Consider the following 16,567-nt stretch of genomic DNA (forward strand, 5'->3'; position numbering starts at 1 on the left):
TGATCCACCCGATCGCGATGGACGAAGGCCTGCGCTTCGCGATCCGCGAGGGCGGCCGCACCGTCGGCGCCGGCGTGGTGGCCAAGATCATCAAGTAAGACCTGGGCGGCGGCCTCCCCGAGGCCGCCGCCTTCGCCTCCGTGCTGGCTTTGGCGCGGGGTGGCTGCTACACTAGCCAGCTTGTTGACGGCCCGATGTTGCCCGGGGCCGATACCGCGAAATGAGGTACGGGACGTGCTTCGAGTTCGCAGGCCTGGATGGCCCTCGCAACGCAGCCTTCGGTCGCAGACGACGTTCTGTTGACCTTCGGCGGTCGCGCGACTTATAATTTCCTGTCTAGGCGAGCCGTTTGTGCTCGCCTAGCTTTTTCGCTCGGTGCGCAGGTCGTGCCGGCAGCTTCAAAAACGGTTGTGCGGGGCGGTGAGAAGCCACCCCGGTTCACAGAATTGTTCTTTCGATAACAGGACACGGTTTTATGGCGAACCAGAAGATTCGCATCCGGCTCAAGGCGTTCGATCATCGCCTGATCGACCGCTCCGCCAGCGAGATCGTCGAGACGGCCAAGCGCACCGGCGCTACGGTGCTCGGCCCGATCCCGCTGCCGACCAAGATCGAGCGCTACACCATCCTGGTCTCGCCGCACGTCGACAAGGACGCGCGCGACCAGTACGAGACCCGTACGCACAAGCGCGTGCTCGATATCGTCGACCCCAACGACAAGACCGTGGACGCGCTCATGAAGCTTGACCTCGCCGCTGGCGTGGACGTCCAGATCAAGCTCGGCTGAGCGATAGACAGGATACGAAGATGAGTATCGGACTGGTTGGCCGCAAGTGCGGCATGAGCCGGCTCTTCACTGAAGACGGACGCTCGATTCCGGTGACGCTGATTGAGGCGACCCCGAACCGCGTCACCCAGCTGAAGACCGAAGACAACGACGGCTACAGCGCGATCCAGGTCACCGCGGGCGTCAAGCGCGCCTCGCTGCTGACCCAGCCGCTGAAGGGCCACTACGCCAAGGCCAAGGTCGAGCCGGGGCGTGGCCTGTGGGAATTCCGCGTCGCTGCCGAGGACCTCGGCAAGTACAGCGTCGGCGCCGAGATCAAGGCGGACGAGGTCTTCTCGGTCGGCCAGATCGTCGACGTCGCCGGCGTCTCGAAGGGCAAGGGCTTCCAGGGCACCATCAAGCGCCACAACTTCTCGATGGGCGACGCGACCCACGGTAACTCGCTGTCGCACCGCGCGCCGGGTTCGATCGGTCAGCGCCAGACGCCGGGCCGCGTGTTCCCGGGCAAGAAGATGGCCGGCCACATGGGTGCGGTCAACCGCACGCAGCAGGGTCTGGAAGTGGTCAAGGTCGACGCCGAGCGTCACCTGATCGCGGTCAAGGGCGCGGTGCCGGGTGCGACCGGCGGCGACGTCGTGATCCGCCCGACCACCAAGGGTTGAGGAGAGACGCCATGGAACTCAATGTCATTGGCGCCAAGCCGCTCAGCGTGTCCGACGAAGTGTTCGGCGCCGAGTTCAAGCAGGCCCTGATCCACCAGGTGGTGGTTGCGTACCAGGCCGGCGGTCGCGCCGGCACCAAGGCGCAGCTGTCGCGCGGTGAGATGTCGGGCACCACCAAGAAGTTCAAGAAGCAGAAGGGCGGCGGCGCCCGTCACGGCGACTACCGCGCCCCGATCTTCGTCGGCGGCGGTGTCACGTTCGCTGCCAAGCCCCGCAGCTTCGAGCAGAAGGTCAACCGCAAGGCCTACCGCGTGGCGATCCGCTCGATCCTGTCCGAGCTGAACCGCCAGGGCCGCCTGAAGGTGGTCGAAGGCTTCGGCATCGAGGAGCCCAAGACCAAGGCGATGGTCGCCAAGCTGGCCGAGCTGCAGGTATCCGGCCGGGTGCTGCTGGTCAGCGAGGACGCCTCCGAGGCGCTGTTCCTGGCCGCACGCAACATCCCGTACCTGCACGTGGTCGACGTGATGGCGCTCAACCCGGTCAGCCTGGTCGGTTCCGACCACGTCGTGCTGACCGCCGAGGCGGTGAAGAAGATCGAGGAGTGGCTGGCATGAGCACCGAACGCATTTTGAACACGCTGCGTGCGCCGCACATCTCCGAGAAGTCCGCGCGCCTGGCCGAGAACAACCAGTACGTATTCGTGGTCGCCGCCGAGGCGACCAAGGCCGACGTCCGTGCGGCGGTGGAGCAGATGTTCGACGTCAAGGTCGAGCAGGTGAACATCGTCAACGCCAAGGGCAAGGTCAAGTCCTTCCGTTTCCGCGCTGGCAGCCGCCAGGGCAAGCGCAAGGCCTACGTCCGCCTCGCCGATGGCCAGACCATCGACGTCTCGGCCCAGGCCTGAGCTCAAGGAGTTGAATTGAGATGGCACTGATCACTCACAAGCCGACCTCGCCGGGCCGCCGCGATGCGGTCAGCGTCCGCACCGAGGGCCTGCACAAGGGCGCGCCGTACGCGGCGTTGACCGAGTCGCAGTCCAAGACGGGTGGCCGCAACCACTTCGGTCGCATCACCACGCGTCATCGCGGTGGCGGCCACAAGCAGGCCTACCGCATCATCGACTTCAAGCGCGACAAGGAAGGCATCGCCGCCAAGGTCGAGCGGATCGAGTACGACCCGAACCGCACCGCGCACATCGCACTGCTGTGCTACGCCGACGGCGAGCGCCGCTACATCATCGCGCCCAAGGGCGTGCAGGTGGGGGACCGCCTGGTGTCCGGTTCCGACGCGCCGATCAAGGCCGGCAACAGCCTGCCGCTGCGCAACATCCCGGTCGGCTCGACCATTCACTGCATCGAGATGAAGGCGGGCAAGGGCGCGCAGATCGCGCGCAGCGCCGGCGCCTCGGTACAGCTGGTCGCCCGCGAGTCCGGCTACGCCACGCTGCGTCTGCGCTCCGGCGAGATGCGCCGCGTGCCGGTCGACTGCCGCGCGACGATCGGTGAAGTGGGCAACTCCGAGCACAGCCTGAAGAAGCTGGGCAAGGCCGGCGCCAAGCGCTGGAAGGGCATCCGCCCGACCGTGCGCGGCGTGGTCATGAACCCGGTCGACCATCCGCACGGCGGTGGCGAGGGCCGTACCTCCGGTGGCCGTCACCCGGTCAGCCCGTGGGGCACGCCGACCAAGGGCTACAAGACCCGCAACAACAAGCGCACCCAGCAGTTCATCGTGCGTCGTCGCAAGTAACAGGAAACCGTCATGCCGCGTTCTTTGAAGAAAGGTCCGTTCGTCGACCTTCACCTGATCAAGAAGGTGGAAGCTGCGGTTTCCACCAACAACAAGCGCCCGATCAAGACCTGGTCGCGTCGCTCGATGATCCTGCCGGAAATGGTGGGTCTCACCATCGCCATCCACAACGGTCGCCAGCACGTGCCGGTGCTCGTCAACGAGAACATGGTCGGGCACAAGCTCGGCGAGTTCGCGGTGACCCGCACCTTCAAGGGCCACGGCGGCGACAAGAAGGGCAAGTAAGATGAGCACCGAAGCCAAAGCGATCCTGCGCAGCGCCCGCATCTCGGCGCAGAAGGCACGCCTGGTGGCTGACCTGGTCCGCGGCATGCCCGTCGGCCGCGCCAGCGACGTGCTCCAGTTCACCAACAAGAAGGCCGCCCACCTGGTCCGCAAGGTGCTGCTCTCGGCCGTCGCCAACGCCGAGAACAACCTGGGCGCCGACGTCGACGAACTGAAGGTCTCGCGCATCTTCGTGGACGAAGGTCCGGCGATGAAGCGCATGTATGCCCGCGCCAAGGGCCGCGGTTCGCGCATCCTGAAGCGCACCAGCCACATCACCGTGGTCGTCGGCGACTAAGAGGAAGAAGACGATGGGTCATAAAGTTCATCCCACCGGTATCCGCCTCGGCATCGCCAAGGACTGGAATTCGAAGTGGTACGCCAACAAGGGCGAGTACGCCCAGTACCTCGCGGCCGACCTCAAGGTCCGTGAGATGCTGCGCAAGAAGCTGGCGCAGGCCGGCATCTCCAAGATCCAGATCGAGCGTCCGGCCAAGACCGCCCGCGTGACGATCCACACCGCCCGTCCGGGCGTGGTGATCGGCAAGAAGGGCGAGGACATCGAGAAGCTGCGCAAGGAAGTCTCCGACCTGATGGGCGTCCCGGCGCACATCAACGTCAACGAGGTGCGCAAGCCCGAAATCGACGCGCAGCTGGTGGCCGAGTCGATCGCCCAGCAGCTGGAGCGCCGCATCATGTTCCGCCGCGCCATGAAGCGCGCGGTCGGCAACGCGATGCGCCTGGGTGCCCTGGGCATCAAGATCAACGTGTCCGGCCGCCTCAACGGCGCCGAGATCGCCCGCTCCGAGTGGAGCCGCGAGGGTCGCGTGCCGCTGCACACGCTGCGCGCCGACATCGATTACGGCTTCGCCGAGGCGAACACCACCTACGGTGTCATCGGCATCAAGGTGTGGATCTACAAGGGCGAGATCTTCGACCTGGCGGCCGCTTCCTCGGCCGAGTCGAAGGACGAGCAGTCGCAGCCGCGCCGCGAAGGTGGCGAGGGCCGTCGTGAAGCGCGTCGCGAGGGCGGTGAAGGCCGCCGCGAGCGGACGGCGAAGTAAGGAGAGTTGCCATGCTGCAACCCAAGCGAACCAAGTACCGCAAGCAGTTCAAGGGCCGCAACGACGGCCTGGCGCACAGCGCCAACCTCGTCAGCTTCGGCGAGTACGGCCTGAAGGCGACCACGCACGGCCAGCTGACCGCGCGCCAGATCGAGGCCGCGCGTCGTTGCATCACCCGCTTCGTCAAGCGCGGCGGCAAGCTGTGGATCCGCGTGTTCCCCGACAAGCCGATCACCAAGAAGCCGATCGAAGTGCGTATGGGTGCCGGTAAGGGTGGCGTCGAGTTCTGGGTCGCCCCGATCCAGCCGGGCCGCATGCTGTACGAAATCGAGGGCGTCGACGAGACCACGGCGCGCGAAGCGTTCCGCCTGGCCGCCGCCAAGCTCTCGGTGCAGACCCAATTTGTGACCCGGGCGGTGATGTGATGGCCACCAACGATCTCAACAACAAGTCGGCCGACGAGCTGAAGCAGCACTTGCTGGACCTGCGCAAGGAGCAGTTCAACCTGCGCATGCAGAAGGGCACCGGCCAGCTCAGCCAGCCGCACCAGCTGCGCCGCGTCCGGCGCGACATCGCCCGCACGAAGTTCGTGCTCGGCACGAAGAAGTAAGGGACCGCCGACATGAGCGACAACCAGAAGCAGGCGCGCACCCTCGAGGGTCGCGTCATCAGCAACAAGATGAACAAGACGGTCACCGTCCTGATCGAGCGCCAGGTGCAGCACGGCCTGCTGGGCAAGATCATCCGCCGGTCGACCAAGCTGCACGCGCAGGACGACCTGGGCGCGAACGAGGGCGATGTGGTCCGCATCGCCGAGTGCCGTCCGCTGTCCAAGACCAAGCACCATCGCGTGGTCGAAATCGTCACCCGCGCGGCCGTTTGAGGAGGGTGCAGACATGATCCAGATGCAGAGCACGCTTTCCGCGGCCGACAACAGCGGCGCGAAGGAACTGATGTGCATCAAGGTGCTCGGCGGCTCCAAGCGCCGTTACGCCGCGATCGGTGACGTGATCAAGGTCACCGTGAAGGATGCGATCCCTCGCGGCAAGGTGAAGAAGGGCGAGGTCTACAACGCCGTGGTGGTGCGTACCGCCAAGGGCGTGCGCCGCGCCGACGGCTCGCTGATCCGTTTCGACGGGAACGCGGCCGTGCTCCTCAACAACAAGCTCGAGCCGATCGGCACCCGTATCTTCGGGCCGGTCACGCGTGAGCTGCGCGGCGAGAAGTTCATGAAGATCGTCTCCCTCGCGCCCGAAGTGCTTTGAGCGGAGAAAAGAACCATGAACCGTATCCGCAAGGGTGATCAGGTCATCGTGATCGCCGGCAAGAACAAGGGGCAGCGCGGCGACGTGCTGCGCGTGGATGGCGACCGCGTGTTCGTCTCCAACGTGAACCTGGTCAAGCGCCACACCAAGCCGAATCCGCAGGCCAACCAGGCCGGCGGCATCGTCGAGCGCGAGGCCTCGATCCACATCTCCAATGTGCAGCCGTTCAACCCCGCCACCGGCAAGGGTGAGCGCGTGGGTGCCAAGACGCTCTCCGATGGGCGCAAGGTCCGCGTGTTCCGCTCCAGTGGCGAACAGCTGGACGCGTAAGGAATCCATGTCATGACGCGCCTTGAGAAGATTTACAAAGAGCAAGTCGTTCCGAAGCTCACCGAGCGGTTCGGCTACGAGAACGTGATGCAGGTTCCGCGCATCACCAAGATCACCCTGAACATGGGTGTGGGCGAAGCCGCCGGCAACAAGAAGATCCTTGAGAATGCCGTGGCCGACATGACCAAGATCGCCGGTCAGAAGCCGATCACGACCAAGGCGCGCGTGTCCGTGGCCTCGTTCAAGATCCGCGACGGCTGGCCGATCGGCTGCAAGGTCACCCTGCGCCGCGCCAACATGTGGGAGTTCCTGGATCGCCTGATCAACATCTCGCTGCCGCGCACCCGCGACTTCCGCGGCGTGTCCGGTCGCGCCTTCGATGGCCGGGGCAACTACAACTTCGGCATCAAGGAACAGATCATCTTCCCGGAAATCGACTTCGACGCGATCGACGCGATGCGTGGCATGGACATCTCCATCACCACCACCGCCAAGACCGACGAAGAGGCCAAGGCGCTGCTGGAAGCCTTCAACTTCCCGTTTAGGAACTGAGCGATCATCCTTGATCAACCCGGCCATCCATGGCCGGACTCTTCAAAGAGAGCAGTGAAAAATTATGGCTAAGACCTCGATGGTCAACCGCGACATCAAGCGGACCAAGCTCGTCAAGAAGTACGCCGCCAGGCGCGCCGAACTGAAGGCGATCGTGCTGAGCCCCGCCGCCTCCTACGAGGAGAAGATGGACGCCCAGGCCAAGCTGCAGAAGCTGCCGCGCGACGCCAGTCCGGTGCGCCAGCGCAATCGCTGCGAGCTGTCCGGCCGTCCGCGTGGCGTGTACCGCAAGTTCGGCCTGGGCCGCAACAAGCTGCGCGAAGCGACCATGCGCGGCGACGTGCCGGGCCTGCGCAAGGCCAGCTGGTAAGACCCGAAGGGCGGGCGCCTCGGGCGCCCGTCGCATCCCGGGCAGGCCCACGTGGGCCTGCCGGTGCTTTTTCGGCACGGTATTCGCTACACCCGGAAAAAGCTGCTATAGTCGTCCGTCTGCGCAAAGCAGACCGGCGGTGAAAGGCCGCCTCACAACTTAGAAGATTTCCGGTTACTCGGATATCGGTGCACTCTGAAGGATGTTTTCATGAGCATGACTGATCCCATCGCCGATCTGTTTACGCGCATCCGCAATGCCCAGCTCACGGGCAAGCAGGCCGTAAGCATGCCGTCGTCGAAGCTGAAGTTGGCGATCGCCAACCTCCTCAAGAACGAGGGCTACATCCTCGACGCCAAGACTTCCGACCAGGAAGGCAAGCCGGTGCTCGAGATCAAGCTCAAGTATTTCGAAGGCCGCCCGGCCATCGAGAGCATTTCCCGTGTGTCCCGCTCGGGCCTGCGCGTGTATCGCGGCAAGGACGAGCTGCCGAAGGTGCTCGGCGGCATGGGTATCTCGATCATTTCGACTTCCGCCGGTCTGATGACCGATGCGCAGGCCCGCGCCCGCGGCCTGGGTGGCGAAGTCATCGGCCAAGTGGCGTAAGGAGTTCCCATGTCCCGCGTTGCCAAGAAACCGATCAACCTGCCCAAGGGCGTGGAGCTGAAGTCCGACGCCAACGGCATCTCCGTCAAGGGCCCGAAGGGCACGCTGTCGCTCCATGCCCTGCCGGGCGTGTCGATCGCGGTGGACAATGGCGTGGCCAACATTGCGCTGGCCGACGGCGCCGACGACAAGTTCGGCGGTACCGCGCGCGCGCTGCTGGCGAACATGATCAAGGGCGTGTCCGAGGGCTACGAGCGCAAGCTGGAGCTGGTCGGCGTGGGTTACCGCGCTTCGATGGCCGGCAAGGCGCTGAACCTCAGCCTCGGCTTCTCGCACCCGGTCGTGTTCAACGCGCCGGAAGGCATCACGCTCGAGACGCCGTCGCAGACCGAGATCCTGATCAAGGGCTCGGACAAGCAGCGCGTCGGCGAAGTCGCCGCCAAGATCCGCGCGTTCCGTCCGCCGGAGCCCTACAAGGGCAAGGGCGTGCGCTATGCCGGCGAGAAGATCACCCTGAAGGAAGCCAAGAAGGCCTGAGTACGCTTTCCCTGCGTGTGGAAGCGGCCATCCATGGCCGCACTACTCACAAGAGCACTGCGTAACTACCGCCGATCCGCTTTCGAGGAACAGAGAGATGAACAAGAACGAATCCCGCCTGCGCCGCGCCAAGGCCACGCGCGCCCACATCCGCAAGCTCGCGGTGCCGCGCCTGTCGGTGCACCGCACCGGCCAGCACATCTACGCCCAGGTGTTCGACGCCTCCGGCGACAAGGTGGTGGCGGCTGCGTCCACCGTGCAGAAGTCGGTGGCCGAAGGCCTGAAGGGCACCAAGAACCTGGCTGCCGCCGCGGCGGTGGGCAAGGCGGTGGCCGAGCGTGCGCTCGCCGCCGGCGTCGAGGCGGTCGCCTTCGACCGCTCCGGCTTCCGCTACCACGGTCGCATCAAGGCGCTGGCCGATGCGGCGCGCGAGGCGGGCCTGAAGTTCTGAGAACCGGGAGCCAGGCTCCCGGTCCATTGCAAGCACAACAACAAGCGGCCAAGCCGCAAGCAAAAGTCCCGGATGGTCCGGGCATACGGAAACTAGCTAATGTCTTCTACCGATCGCGAAAATTCCGACGGCCTGCTCGAGAAGCTGATCGCCGTCAACCGCGTGGCCAAGACCGTCAAGGGTGGCCGCCAGATGAGCTTCACCGCGCTGACCGTGGTCGGCGACGGCGAGGGCAAGGTCGGCTTCGGTTACGGCAAGGCGCGCGAAGTGCCGGTCGCCATCTCCAAGGCGATGGACCGTGCCCGCCGCAACATGGTGAGCATCGACCTGAACAACGGCACCCTGTGGTACGCCGTCAAGGCCAACCACGGCGCCGCACGCGTGTTCATGCAGCCGGCCGCCGAAGGTACCGGCGTGATCGCCGGTGGCGCCATGCGTGCCGTGCTGGAAGTGGTCGGCGTCAAGAACGTGCTGGCCAAGGCGGTCGGCTCGCGCAACCCGATCAACCTGGTGCGCGCCACCATCAAGGGCCTGCAGGCGATCGCCTCGCCCAAGCGCATCGCCGCCAAGCGCGGCAAGACCGTCGAAGAGGTGCTCGGCCATGGCTAACAACGAGAAAACCGTGCGCGTGCGCCTGGTCAAGGGCCTGCGCGGCGTGCAGCAGCGTCACCGCCTCAGCGTCAAGGCGCTGGGCCTGAACAAGACCAACGACGTGCGCGAGCTGAAGGACAGCCCGCAGGTGCGTGGCCTGATCAACACGGTCTACTACCTGGTCCGGGTCGAGGAGTAATCATCATGCGTCTCAACGACATCAAGCCGGCTGCCGGTGCGCGCAAGACGCGCCTGCGCGTCGGTCGCGGCATCGGCTCGGGCCTGGGCAAGACGGCCGGCCGTGGTCACAAGGGTCAGCACGCCCGCGCCGGCGGCACCCACAAGTTCGGCTTCGAAGGCGGCCAGATGCCGCTGCAGCGCCGCCTGCCGAAGGTCGGCTTCCGCTCGAAGAAGAAGGCCGAGAGCCAGGAAGTCTTCCTGTACCAGCTCGCCAACCTGAAGGCGGACGTGATCGATCCGATCGCGCTGCACCAGGCCGGCCTGGTCGACAGCCGCGCCAAGAAGATCAAGGTCGTCGCCAAGGGCGAGATCGGCCGCGCGGTCAAGCTCTCCGGCGTGCTCGCCACGGCCGGCGCCAAGGCGGCCATCGAGGCTGCCGGCGGCAGCGTGGAGTAAGACGGTGGCGCAAGCCCAGGGCAATGCGCTCGGCGCGCTCGGCAAGCTGACGGAGCTGCGTCAGCGCATCTTCTTCGTGATCGGTGCGCTGATCGTCTTCCGGCTCGGCTCGTTCATCCCGGTGCCCGGTGTCAACCCGGAAGCCATGGCGCGCCTGATCGAGCAGCAGGGCGGCGGCCTGCTGAGCATGTTCAACATGTTCTCCGGCGGTTCGCTCTCGCGCATGTCGGTGTTCGCGCTCGGCGTGGTGCCGTACATCTCGGCCTCGATCGTGGTGCAGATGATGGGTTCGGTGGTCCCGAGCCTGCAGGCCTTGCGCAAGGAGGGCGAGTCCGGCCGGCGCACGATGACGATGTACACGCGCATCGGCACCGTGGGACTGGCCGCCTTCCAGGCCTTCGGCATCGCGGTGGCGCTGCAGACGCAGACGGCCGCGGCCGGCGTGCCGGTGGTCTACACGCCGGGCTTCGGCTTCATCCTGTCCTCCGTGGTGGGTCTGACGGCCGGCTCGATGTTCCTGATGTGGCTGGGCGAGCAGATCACCGAGCGCGGCATCGGCAACGGCATCTCGCTGCTGATCTTCGCCGGCATCGTGGCCGGTCTGCCGGGCGCGGTGGCCAACACGCTGAACATGGCCAGCAACGGCGAGCTTTCGGTGCTGCGCCTGATCATGGTGGTGGGCCTGGTGCTGGCGGTGACCGCCTTCGTGGTGTTCATGGAGCGCGCCCAGCGGCGCATCACCGTGAACTACGCGCGGCGCTCCGGCGGCCAGCGGGCCTACATGAACCAGACCTCGCACCTGCCGCTGAAGATCAACATGTCGGGCGTGATCCCGCCGATCTTCGCCTCGAGCCTGCTGATGTTCCCGGCCACGGCGATGAGCTGGTTCGGCCAGGGCCACCAGGCGCGCTGGCTGCAGAGCTTCACCCAGGCGCTGAGCCCGGGGAGCCCGCTGTACGAGATCGTCTATGCGGTGCTGGTGATCGTGTTCGCCTTCTTCTACACGGCGATCGTCTTCAACTCGCAGGAAACGGCCGACAACCTCAAGCGGTCGGGCGCGCTGATCCCGGGCATCCGCCCCGGCCGGGCCACCGGCGAGTACATCGACGGTGTGATGACGCGACTGACCGGCGTGGGCGCGATCTACCTGGTGCTGGTGTGCCTGGTGCCCACGTTCATGCAGAACTACTGGCACGTTCCGTTCTATTTCGGCGGCACTTCGCTGCTGATCATCGTGGTGGTGGTCATGGACTTCACGTCCCAGGTGCAGGCGCATCTGGTCAGCCACCAGTACGAAAGTCTGCTCAAGAAGGCCAATCTCCGCCGCAGCTAGAGGCTGCTGGGGCGGCGGAGGCGGGTCAATGGGGGAAAGCGACGGCACGGTGCCGCGGGGCTTTCCTGACAGGGTAATTCAGGTTAAAATTGCGCGTTTACCGCGCAAGAAACGCATCGGAGAAAGTACATCATGGCGCGCATCGCGGGTGTCAATTTGCCGGTCCACAAGCACGTGTGGGTCGGCCTGCAGAGCATCTACGGCATCGGCCGCAGCCGGGCCAAGAAGGTCTGCGCGGATGCCGGGGTGGTTCCGACCACGCCGATCAAGTCCCTCAGCGAGGGCGAGGTGGAGAAGCTCCGCCACGAAATCGGCAAGTACGTCGTCGAAGGCGACCTGCGCCGTGAGGTGGGTATCGCCATCAAGCGCCTGATGGACCTGGGTTGCTATCGCGGCCTGCGCCACCGTCGTGGCCTGCCGGTGCGCGGTCAGCGCACGCGTACCAATGCGCGCACCCGCAAGGGCCCGCGTCGCGCGATCAAGAAGTAACGGATTCCTATCATGGCCAAGCCTGTCAAGACCAAGAAGAAGATCAAGCGCGTCGTCACGGATGCCGTGGCCCACGTGCAGGCCTCCTTCAACAACACCATCGTCACCATCACCGACCGCCAGGGCAACGCGCTGTCGTGGGCGACTGCCGGCGGCGCGGGTTTCCGCGGTTCGCGCAAGTCCACCCCGTTCGCTGCCCAGGTCGCCGCCGAGAAGGCCGGCCGCGCGGCCGGCGACTATGGCGTGAAGACCGTGGAAGTGCGTATCAAGGGCCCCGGCCCGGGCCGCGAGTCGGCCGTGCGTTCGCTGAACGCGCTGGGCTACAAGGTCCTCAACATCATCGACGTCACGCCGATCCCGCATAACGGCTGCCGTCCCCCCAAGAAGCGTCGAGTCTAAGGAGTAACCCCATGGCCCGTTATCGTGGAGCTACCTGCAAGCTCGCCCGCCGCGAGGGTGCGGATCTCAGCCTGAAGAGCCCGGCCCGTGCGCTGGATTCCAAGTGCAAGCTGGAGAACAAGCCCGGCCAGCATGGCGCCAACAAGCGCATGCGCATGTCCGACTATGCCGTCCAGCTGCGCGAGAAGCAGAAGGTCAAGCGCATCTACGGCGTGCTCGAGCGTCAGTTCAGCAACTACTACGCCAAGGCGTCGACCCTCAAGGGCAACACCGGCGAGAACCTGCTGCGCCTGCTCGAGAGCCGCCTGGACAACGTCGTCTACCGCATGGGCTTCGCGGTCACCCGCGCCCAGGCGCGCCAGCTGGTCGCCCACAAGGCGGTGCTGGTGAACGGCAAGAAGGTCAACATCCCGTCCTACCAGGTCAAGCCGGGCGACGAGATCGCGCTGACCGAGCGTGCGCGCACCCAGCTGCGCGTGCAGGAAGCGGCGACCGTGTTCGACACCATGGACCTGCGTCCGATCTGGGTTGAAGTGGATTCCAAGAAGTTCGCCGGCACCTTCAAGTCGGTGCCCGATCGCGGCGATCTGCCCTCGGACATCAACGAAGCCCTGATCGTCGAGCTGTATTCGAAGTAATTACCGGAGCCTTGCATGGCAGTTTCGTCAACTAGCGTGCTGCGGCCTCGTGGCCTCAGCGTCGAGCAGCTCGGCCCGAATCGCGCCAAGGTCGTGGTGGAGCCGCTCGAGCGTGGCTTCGGCCACACCCTGGGCAACGCGCTGCGCCGCGTGCTGCTCTCTTCGATCCCGGGCAGCGCCATCGTCGAGGTGGAAATCGACGGCGTGCTGCACGAGTACACCACCCTCGAGGGCCTGCAGGAGGACATCATCGAAGTCCTGCTCAACCTCAAGGACGTGGCGATCCGCCAGCACTCCGGCGACGAGGTCACCCTGACCCTGTCGAAGAAGGGCAAGGGCGTGGTCACGGCCGGCGACATCGTCGTCGACCACTCGGTGGAGATCGTCAACCCCGAGCACGTGATCTGCCACCTGACCAAGGACATCGCGCTCAACATGCGCCTGAAGGTGCGTCGCGGCGTCGGCTACCAGCCGGCCAGCGCGCGCCAGCACCCGGACGACGAAGCGCGTCCGATCGGCCGCCTGCAGCTCGATGCCTCCTTCGCGCCGGTGCTGCGCGTGGCCTACGAGGTCGACGCCGCCCGCGTGGAGCAGCGCACCAACCTCGACAAGCTGGTGCTCGACATCGAGACCAACGGTACCATCGGTGCAGAAGACGCGGTCCGCAAGGCCGCCGAGATCCTCAACGACCAGCTGTCCGTGTTCGGCGACTTCTCGCGTCGCGAGAGCGCCGCCGACAAGGCGGAGAAGGGCGGGTTCGATCCGCTGCTGCTGCGCCCGATCGACGACCTGGAGCTGACCGTGCGTTCGGCCAACTGCCTGAAGGCCGAGAGCATCTACTACATCGGCGACCTGGTGCAGAAGACCGAGGTCGAGCTGCTCAAGACGCCGAACCTGGGCAAGAAGTCGCTTACCGAGATCAAGGACGTGCTCGGTTCGCGTGGCCTGGCCCTCGGCATGAAGCTGGAGAACTGGCCGCCGCCGGGTCTCTCGCATGGCATGCAGCTGGGCTGATTTGCCAGCGGCGGCGATCCTCGATCGCCGCCGTCCTTCCATGCCGGAAGGCCGCCCGGGTGGCCTTTCGTGCGAGGCGGCCCTAGGCTGCCATGCTTTTTGGAGCGGCCGATTTTGGCTGCCCTCCGTTGACCCGATGGGTCCATCGCGGTCGTTGCGACCGCCACAGCAATAGACGGCCATTGATGGTCGCACTTCTCACGAAGGCCCGTTTCGAAAGGGCCGGAACAGCGGGTAACCGCGGAAAGCCGGACTGAATTGCCGGCTTTTCATAACAACAGACAGAGAGAGTTCCTCCCATGCGCCACCAGAAATCGGGCCGCAAGCTCAACCGCACCAGTTCGCATCGCGAAGCCATGTTCAAGAACATGGCAGCCTCGCTGATCAAGCACGAGCTGATCCGTACCACCCTGCCGAAGGCCAAGGAACTGCGCCGCGTCGCCGAGCCGCTGATCACGCTGGCCAAGGTCGACGGCGTGGCCAACCGCCGCCTCGCCTTCTCGCGCCTGCGCGACAAGGAGGCCGTGGGCAAGCTGTTCGTCGAGCTGGGCCCGCGTTACCGCGAGCGTCCCGGCGGCTACCTGCGCATCCTCAAGTGCGGCTTCCGGCCCGGCGACAACGCGCCGATGGCTTACGTCGAACTGGTGGACCGTCCGCAGACCGCCGCCGCGATCGACGCCGAGTAATCTCACGACGTACGGGCGTCCAGACGTCCAAACGATGAAACCTCGGCCGGGTGACCTGCCGGGGTTTTTCGTTTTTCCGCACCTTGCTGACAGCGGCCCGGCAAGCAGGTAATGTCGGCTTTCCGCAACGCAACATGCCGCCATGAACCCTCTGCACTGGTCGTATCGCGTCAGCTTCCTCGTGGGCTTCCTGGTCTGCGCGGCGCTGCTCGGTTTTGCGCTCTACACCGAGTACGCCTGGGGGCTGGTCCCCTGTCCGCTGTGCATCTTCCAGCGCATCGGCTTCCTGGTGATGGCGGTGTTCTTCCTGGTCGGCGCGCTGCATGCGCCGCGACGCGGCGGACGTTGGGTGTACACCGGCGGCGTGCTGCTGGGCGCCCTGTGGGGTATCGCCGTGGCCGCCCGACACCTGTGGATCCAGTCATTGCCGGCCGACCAGGTACCTTCCTGCGGCCCGCCCCTGGACTACATGTTCGACGCCTTCCCGTTTGCCCAGGTGCTGCGCATGGTGTTCACCGGCTCCGGCGAGTGCGCCAAGGTCGAGCCGGTGCTGGGCTTGCCGATGCCCGCCTGGACCCTGCTGTGGTTCGCCGTGCTGGCGGTGTTTGCCGTGGTGGCGACGCTGCGCCGGCGTCCCTCCTCATCCCCCGGAATGCCATGAACGATCGACCCACCCTCGCGCCCGCCGACTGGACGCCCGCCTCCTGGCAGCGACGCGTGGCGCTGCAGCAGCCCCACTACGAGGACGCCGCCGAACTGGCGCGTGCCACCGCGCAGCTGGCGGCGCTGCCGCCGCTGGTCACCTCCTGGGAGGTGCTCGCGCTGAAGCAGGCCCTGGCCGAGGCGCAGGAAGGCCAGCGTTTCCTGCTCCAGGGCGGCGATTGCGCGGAAAGCTTCGCCGACTGCACCAGCCCGATCATCTCGAACCGGCTCAAGGTGCTGCTGCAGATGAGCCTGGTGCTGGTGCACGGCCTGAAGAAGCCGGTGCTGCGCGTGGGCCGCTTCGCGGGGCAGTACGCCAAGCCCCGGTCGGCCGACACCGAGACGCGCGACGGGGTGACGCTGCCGAGCTTCCGCGGCGACGTGGTCAACGGCCCGGACTTCACCGCCGCCGCACGCCGCGCCGATCCGGGGCGGCTGATCCAGGCGCACGCACATTCGGCGCTGACCATGAACTTCGTGCGCGCCCTGATCGACGGCGGCTTCGCCGATCTGCACCATCCGGAGTACTGGGACCTTGCCTGGGTCGAGCACTCGCCGCTGGCTGCCGAGTACCGCCGCATGGTGGCGGCCATCGGCGACTCGCTGCGTTTCATGGAGACCCTCGCCGGCCCGATCGCCAGCTTTTCGCGGGTCGATTTCTTCACCTCGCACGAGGCGCTGCTGCTGCATTACGAGCAGGCGCTGACCCGGCAGGTGCCGCGCCATCCCGGCTGGTTCAACCTGTCCACGCATTTCCCGTGGATCGGCATGCGGACGGCCGCGCTGGACGGCGCGCACGTGGAGTATTTCCGCGGCATCCGCAATCCCGTCGCGGTGAAGATCGGTCCCTCGGTGACCCCCGAGCAGCTGCTGCCGCTGATCGATGCCCTCAACCCGCAGGACGAGCCCGGGCGGCTGACCCTGATCCATCGGATGGGGCACGCCGGCATCGCGCGCGCGTTGCCGCCGTTGCTGGAGGCGATACGGCGCGAGGGCCGGCGCGTGCTGTGGGTGGCCGACCCGATGCACGGCAATACCGAAAGCACCTCCAACGGCTACAAGACGCGCCGGTTCGACAACATCCGCGGCGAACTGGACCAGGCGTTCGACATTCACGCCGCCGCCGGCACGCGCCTGGGAGGCGTCCACCTGGAGCTGACCGGTGAGGACGTCACCGAATGCATGGGCGGTGCGCGAGATCTTTCGGAAACCGATCTCAAGCGGGCGTACAAGTCGATGGTCGATCCGCGGCTCAATTACGAGCAGTCGCTCGAACTGGCGATGCTGATCGTGCGCAAATCCGAGGGCACGTCAGCCTGAGGCCGGGCGTGGCTGTCTGAATGCGTGCCTGCGCGCGAAGCCCGTGCCGCGCGCAGGCCTCTGCA

The 16,567-nt window shown here is 66.0% G+C and carries 30 protein-coding genes; all 30 read left to right on the plus strand.

The genetic code is table 11. From position 1 onward, the window contains the following. The coding region (locus WAT24_RS04595; protein ID WP_486620470.1) for an EF-Tu C-terminal domain-related protein at positions 1–98 on the plus strand (98 nt) is incomplete at its 5' end. A gap of 377 nt (positions 99–475) precedes the next feature. After that, on the plus strand, positions 476–787 hold the full coding sequence (rpsJ, locus tag WAT24_RS04600) for a 30S ribosomal protein S10 (RefSeq protein ID WP_014402136.1): 312 nt from the start codon (positions 476–478) through the stop codon (positions 785–787). A gap of 20 nt (positions 788–807) precedes the next feature. Further along, the gene (gene rplC, locus WAT24_RS04605) at positions 808–1,449 is read left to right on the plus strand and encodes a 50S ribosomal protein L3 (RefSeq protein ID WP_336806649.1); all 642 of its coding nucleotides are present in this window, start codon (positions 808–810) and stop codon (positions 1,447–1,449) included. 11 nt (positions 1,450–1,460) lie between these two features. Next, a complete protein-coding gene (gene rplD / locus WAT24_RS04610; protein WP_336806650.1) occupies positions 1,461–2,063 on the plus strand; it encodes a 50S ribosomal protein L4 in 603 nt (200 codons plus the stop codon). Then, positions 2,060–2,353 (plus strand): 50S ribosomal protein L23, encoded by a 294-nt coding sequence (rplW, locus tag WAT24_RS04615; protein ID WP_336806651.1) that lies wholly within the window; start codon positions 2,060–2,062, stop codon positions 2,351–2,353. The genes rplD and rplW overlap by 4 nt, the downstream gene beginning before the upstream one ends. A 20-nt stretch (positions 2,354–2,373) precedes the next feature. Further along, complete coding sequence (rplB, locus tag WAT24_RS04620) at positions 2,374–3,195, plus strand: 50S ribosomal protein L2 (protein WP_336806652.1); 822 nt, start codon at positions 2,374–2,376, stop codon at positions 3,193–3,195. 12 nt (positions 3,196–3,207) lie between these two features. Continuing rightward, positions 3,208–3,480: a 30S ribosomal protein S19 gene (rpsS, locus tag WAT24_RS04625; RefSeq protein WP_336806653.1), complete on the plus strand. Its 273-nt coding sequence runs from the start codon at positions 3,208–3,210 to the stop codon at positions 3,478–3,480. A gap of 1 nt (position 3,481) precedes the next feature. Next, positions 3,482–3,817: a 50S ribosomal protein L22 gene (gene rplV / locus WAT24_RS04630; protein WP_302073401.1), complete on the plus strand. Its 336-nt coding sequence runs from the start codon at positions 3,482–3,484 to the stop codon at positions 3,815–3,817. A 13-nt stretch (positions 3,818–3,830) separates the two neighbouring features. Next, a complete protein-coding gene (rpsC, locus tag WAT24_RS04635; RefSeq protein ID WP_336806654.1) occupies positions 3,831–4,583 on the plus strand; it encodes a 30S ribosomal protein S3 in 753 nt (250 codons plus the stop codon). Positions 4,584–4,594: 11 nt separating this feature from the next. Then, complete coding sequence (gene rplP / locus WAT24_RS04640; RefSeq protein WP_336806655.1) at positions 4,595–5,008, plus strand: 50S ribosomal protein L16; 414 nt, start codon at positions 4,595–4,597, stop codon at positions 5,006–5,008. After that, entirely contained in the window at positions 5,008–5,193 is a 186-nt protein-coding gene (gene rpmC, locus WAT24_RS04645; protein ID WP_336806656.1) for a 50S ribosomal protein L29, read from the plus strand. Before rplP ends, rpmC begins: the two co-directional genes overlap by 1 nt. A gap of 12 nt (positions 5,194–5,205) precedes the next feature. Further along, positions 5,206–5,466, plus strand: a complete 261-nt coding sequence (rpsQ, locus tag WAT24_RS04650) for a 30S ribosomal protein S17 (RefSeq protein WP_336806657.1) — start codon at positions 5,206–5,208, stop codon at positions 5,464–5,466. Between the two features lie 13 nt (positions 5,467–5,479). Beyond that, a complete protein-coding gene (rplN, locus tag WAT24_RS04655) occupies positions 5,480–5,848 on the plus strand; it encodes a 50S ribosomal protein L14 (protein WP_115477106.1) in 369 nt (122 codons plus the stop codon). 15 nt (positions 5,849–5,863) lie between these two features. Beyond that, entirely contained in the window at positions 5,864–6,178 is a 315-nt protein-coding gene (gene rplX, locus WAT24_RS04660) for a 50S ribosomal protein L24 (protein WP_336806658.1), read from the plus strand. 12 nt (positions 6,179–6,190) lie between these two features. After that, the gene (gene rplE / locus WAT24_RS04665; RefSeq protein WP_336806659.1) at positions 6,191–6,730 is read left to right on the plus strand and encodes a 50S ribosomal protein L5; all 540 of its coding nucleotides are present in this window, start codon (positions 6,191–6,193) and stop codon (positions 6,728–6,730) included. Positions 6,731–6,794: 64 nt separating this feature from the next. Continuing rightward, positions 6,795–7,100, plus strand: a complete 306-nt coding sequence (gene rpsN, locus WAT24_RS04670) for a 30S ribosomal protein S14 (RefSeq protein ID WP_336806660.1) — start codon at positions 6,795–6,797, stop codon at positions 7,098–7,100. Positions 7,101–7,310: 210 nt separating this feature from the next. Further along, positions 7,311–7,706, plus strand: coding sequence for a 30S ribosomal protein S8 (gene rpsH / locus WAT24_RS04675; protein ID WP_336806661.1), 396 nt, complete (start codon positions 7,311–7,313; stop codon positions 7,704–7,706). A gap of 9 nt (positions 7,707–7,715) precedes the next feature. Beyond that, positions 7,716–8,243, plus strand: a complete 528-nt coding sequence (gene rplF / locus WAT24_RS04680) for a 50S ribosomal protein L6 (protein ID WP_336806662.1) — start codon at positions 7,716–7,718, stop codon at positions 8,241–8,243. A gap of 97 nt (positions 8,244–8,340) precedes the next feature. Further along, positions 8,341–8,694 (plus strand): 50S ribosomal protein L18, encoded by a 354-nt coding sequence (rplR, locus tag WAT24_RS04685; protein WP_336806663.1) that lies wholly within the window; start codon positions 8,341–8,343, stop codon positions 8,692–8,694. Between the two features lie 99 nt (positions 8,695–8,793). Beyond that, on the plus strand, positions 8,794–9,303 hold the full coding sequence (gene rpsE, locus WAT24_RS04690) for a 30S ribosomal protein S5 (protein WP_336806664.1): 510 nt from the start codon (positions 8,794–8,796) through the stop codon (positions 9,301–9,303). Then, the gene (rpmD, locus tag WAT24_RS04695) at positions 9,296–9,484 is read left to right on the plus strand and encodes a 50S ribosomal protein L30 (RefSeq protein ID WP_336806665.1); all 189 of its coding nucleotides are present in this window, start codon (positions 9,296–9,298) and stop codon (positions 9,482–9,484) included. The genes rpsE and rpmD overlap by 8 nt, the downstream gene beginning before the upstream one ends. Continuing rightward, the gene (gene rplO, locus WAT24_RS04700; RefSeq protein ID WP_336806873.1) at positions 9,484–9,921 is read left to right on the plus strand and encodes a 50S ribosomal protein L15; all 438 of its coding nucleotides are present in this window, start codon (positions 9,484–9,486) and stop codon (positions 9,919–9,921) included. Before rpmD ends, rplO begins: the two co-directional genes overlap by 1 nt. A 4-nt stretch (positions 9,922–9,925) precedes the next feature. Next, entirely contained in the window at positions 9,926–11,254 is a 1,329-nt protein-coding gene (gene secY, locus WAT24_RS04705; RefSeq protein ID WP_336806666.1) for a preprotein translocase subunit SecY, read from the plus strand. A 132-nt stretch (positions 11,255–11,386) separates the two neighbouring features. Beyond that, the gene (gene rpsM / locus WAT24_RS04710; protein ID WP_209619614.1) at positions 11,387–11,743 is read left to right on the plus strand and encodes a 30S ribosomal protein S13; all 357 of its coding nucleotides are present in this window, start codon (positions 11,387–11,389) and stop codon (positions 11,741–11,743) included. Between the two features lie 12 nt (positions 11,744–11,755). Beyond that, positions 11,756–12,142, plus strand: coding sequence for a 30S ribosomal protein S11 (gene rpsK, locus WAT24_RS04715; protein ID WP_007513384.1), 387 nt, complete (start codon positions 11,756–11,758; stop codon positions 12,140–12,142). Positions 12,143–12,153: 11 nt separating this feature from the next. After that, positions 12,154–12,780: a 30S ribosomal protein S4 gene (rpsD, locus tag WAT24_RS04720; protein ID WP_336806667.1), complete on the plus strand. Its 627-nt coding sequence runs from the start codon at positions 12,154–12,156 to the stop codon at positions 12,778–12,780. Positions 12,781–12,795: 15 nt separating this feature from the next. After that, the gene (locus WAT24_RS04725) at positions 12,796–13,794 is read left to right on the plus strand and encodes a DNA-directed RNA polymerase subunit alpha (RefSeq protein WP_336806668.1); all 999 of its coding nucleotides are present in this window, start codon (positions 12,796–12,798) and stop codon (positions 13,792–13,794) included. A gap of 299 nt (positions 13,795–14,093) precedes the next feature. Next, entirely contained in the window at positions 14,094–14,480 is a 387-nt protein-coding gene (rplQ, locus tag WAT24_RS04730; RefSeq protein WP_336806669.1) for a 50S ribosomal protein L17, read from the plus strand. Positions 14,481–14,622: 142 nt separating this feature from the next. Then, positions 14,623–15,141 (plus strand): disulfide bond formation protein B, encoded by a 519-nt coding sequence (locus WAT24_RS04735; protein ID WP_336806670.1) that lies wholly within the window; start codon positions 14,623–14,625, stop codon positions 15,139–15,141. Next, positions 15,138–16,502: a class II 3-deoxy-7-phosphoheptulonate synthase gene (locus tag WAT24_RS04740; protein WP_336806671.1), complete on the plus strand. Its 1,365-nt coding sequence runs from the start codon at positions 15,138–15,140 to the stop codon at positions 16,500–16,502. Before WAT24_RS04735 ends, WAT24_RS04740 begins: the two co-directional genes overlap by 4 nt. Positions 16,503–16,567: the final 65 nt, after the last annotated feature.

It is taken from the genome of Fulvimonas yonginensis, from assembly GCF_037137055.1.
Classification (GTDB): domain Bacteria; phylum Pseudomonadota; class Gammaproteobacteria; order Xanthomonadales; family Rhodanobacteraceae; genus Frateuria_A; species Frateuria_A yonginensis.

Excerpts from the sequence above, each read along its gene's own strand:
- rpsJ (WP_014402136.1), top strand. The coding sequence starts at position 476 with ATGGCGAACCAGAAGATTCGCATCCGGCTCAAGGCGTTCGATCATCGC.
- rplC (WP_336806649.1), top strand. The coding sequence starts at position 808 with ATGAGTATCGGACTGGTTGGCCGCAAGTGCGGCATGAGCCGGCTCTTC.
- rplD (WP_336806650.1), top strand. The coding sequence starts at position 1,461 with ATGGAACTCAATGTCATTGGCGCCAAGCCGCTCAGCGTGTCCGACGAA.
- rplW (WP_336806651.1), top strand. The coding sequence starts at position 2,060 with ATGAGCACCGAACGCATTTTGAACACGCTGCGTGCGCCGCACATCTCC.
- rplB (WP_336806652.1), top strand. The coding sequence starts at position 2,374 with ATGGCACTGATCACTCACAAGCCGACCTCGCCGGGCCGCCGCGATGCG.
- rpsS (WP_336806653.1), top strand. The coding sequence starts at position 3,208 with ATGCCGCGTTCTTTGAAGAAAGGTCCGTTCGTCGACCTTCACCTGATC.
- rplV (WP_302073401.1), top strand. The coding sequence starts at position 3,482 with ATGAGCACCGAAGCCAAAGCGATCCTGCGCAGCGCCCGCATCTCGGCG.
- rpsC (WP_336806654.1), top strand. The coding sequence starts at position 3,831 with ATGGGTCATAAAGTTCATCCCACCGGTATCCGCCTCGGCATCGCCAAG.
- rplP (WP_336806655.1), top strand. The coding sequence starts at position 4,595 with ATGCTGCAACCCAAGCGAACCAAGTACCGCAAGCAGTTCAAGGGCCGC.
- rpmC (WP_336806656.1), top strand. The coding sequence starts at position 5,008 with ATGGCCACCAACGATCTCAACAACAAGTCGGCCGACGAGCTGAAGCAG.
- rpsQ (WP_336806657.1), top strand. The coding sequence starts at position 5,206 with ATGAGCGACAACCAGAAGCAGGCGCGCACCCTCGAGGGTCGCGTCATC.
- rplN (WP_115477106.1), top strand. The coding sequence starts at position 5,480 with ATGATCCAGATGCAGAGCACGCTTTCCGCGGCCGACAACAGCGGCGCG.
- rplX (WP_336806658.1), top strand. The coding sequence starts at position 5,864 with ATGAACCGTATCCGCAAGGGTGATCAGGTCATCGTGATCGCCGGCAAG.
- rplE (WP_336806659.1), top strand. The coding sequence starts at position 6,191 with ATGACGCGCCTTGAGAAGATTTACAAAGAGCAAGTCGTTCCGAAGCTC.
- rpsN (WP_336806660.1), top strand. The coding sequence starts at position 6,795 with ATGGCTAAGACCTCGATGGTCAACCGCGACATCAAGCGGACCAAGCTC.
- rpsH (WP_336806661.1), top strand. The coding sequence starts at position 7,311 with ATGAGCATGACTGATCCCATCGCCGATCTGTTTACGCGCATCCGCAAT.
- rplF (WP_336806662.1), top strand. The coding sequence starts at position 7,716 with ATGTCCCGCGTTGCCAAGAAACCGATCAACCTGCCCAAGGGCGTGGAG.
- rplR (WP_336806663.1), top strand. The coding sequence starts at position 8,341 with ATGAACAAGAACGAATCCCGCCTGCGCCGCGCCAAGGCCACGCGCGCC.
- rpsE (WP_336806664.1), top strand. The coding sequence starts at position 8,794 with ATGTCTTCTACCGATCGCGAAAATTCCGACGGCCTGCTCGAGAAGCTG.
- rpmD (WP_336806665.1), top strand. The coding sequence starts at position 9,296 with ATGGCTAACAACGAGAAAACCGTGCGCGTGCGCCTGGTCAAGGGCCTG.
- rpsM (WP_209619614.1), top strand. The coding sequence starts at position 11,387 with ATGGCGCGCATCGCGGGTGTCAATTTGCCGGTCCACAAGCACGTGTGG.
- rpsK (WP_007513384.1), top strand. The coding sequence starts at position 11,756 with ATGGCCAAGCCTGTCAAGACCAAGAAGAAGATCAAGCGCGTCGTCACG.
- rpsD (WP_336806667.1), top strand. The coding sequence starts at position 12,154 with ATGGCCCGTTATCGTGGAGCTACCTGCAAGCTCGCCCGCCGCGAGGGT.
- WAT24_RS04725 (WP_336806668.1), top strand. The coding sequence starts at position 12,796 with ATGGCAGTTTCGTCAACTAGCGTGCTGCGGCCTCGTGGCCTCAGCGTC.
- rplQ (WP_336806669.1), top strand. The coding sequence starts at position 14,094 with ATGCGCCACCAGAAATCGGGCCGCAAGCTCAACCGCACCAGTTCGCAT.
- WAT24_RS04735 (WP_336806670.1), top strand. The coding sequence starts at position 14,623 with ATGAACCCTCTGCACTGGTCGTATCGCGTCAGCTTCCTCGTGGGCTTC.
- WAT24_RS04740 (WP_336806671.1), top strand. The coding sequence starts at position 15,138 with ATGAACGATCGACCCACCCTCGCGCCCGCCGACTGGACGCCCGCCTCC.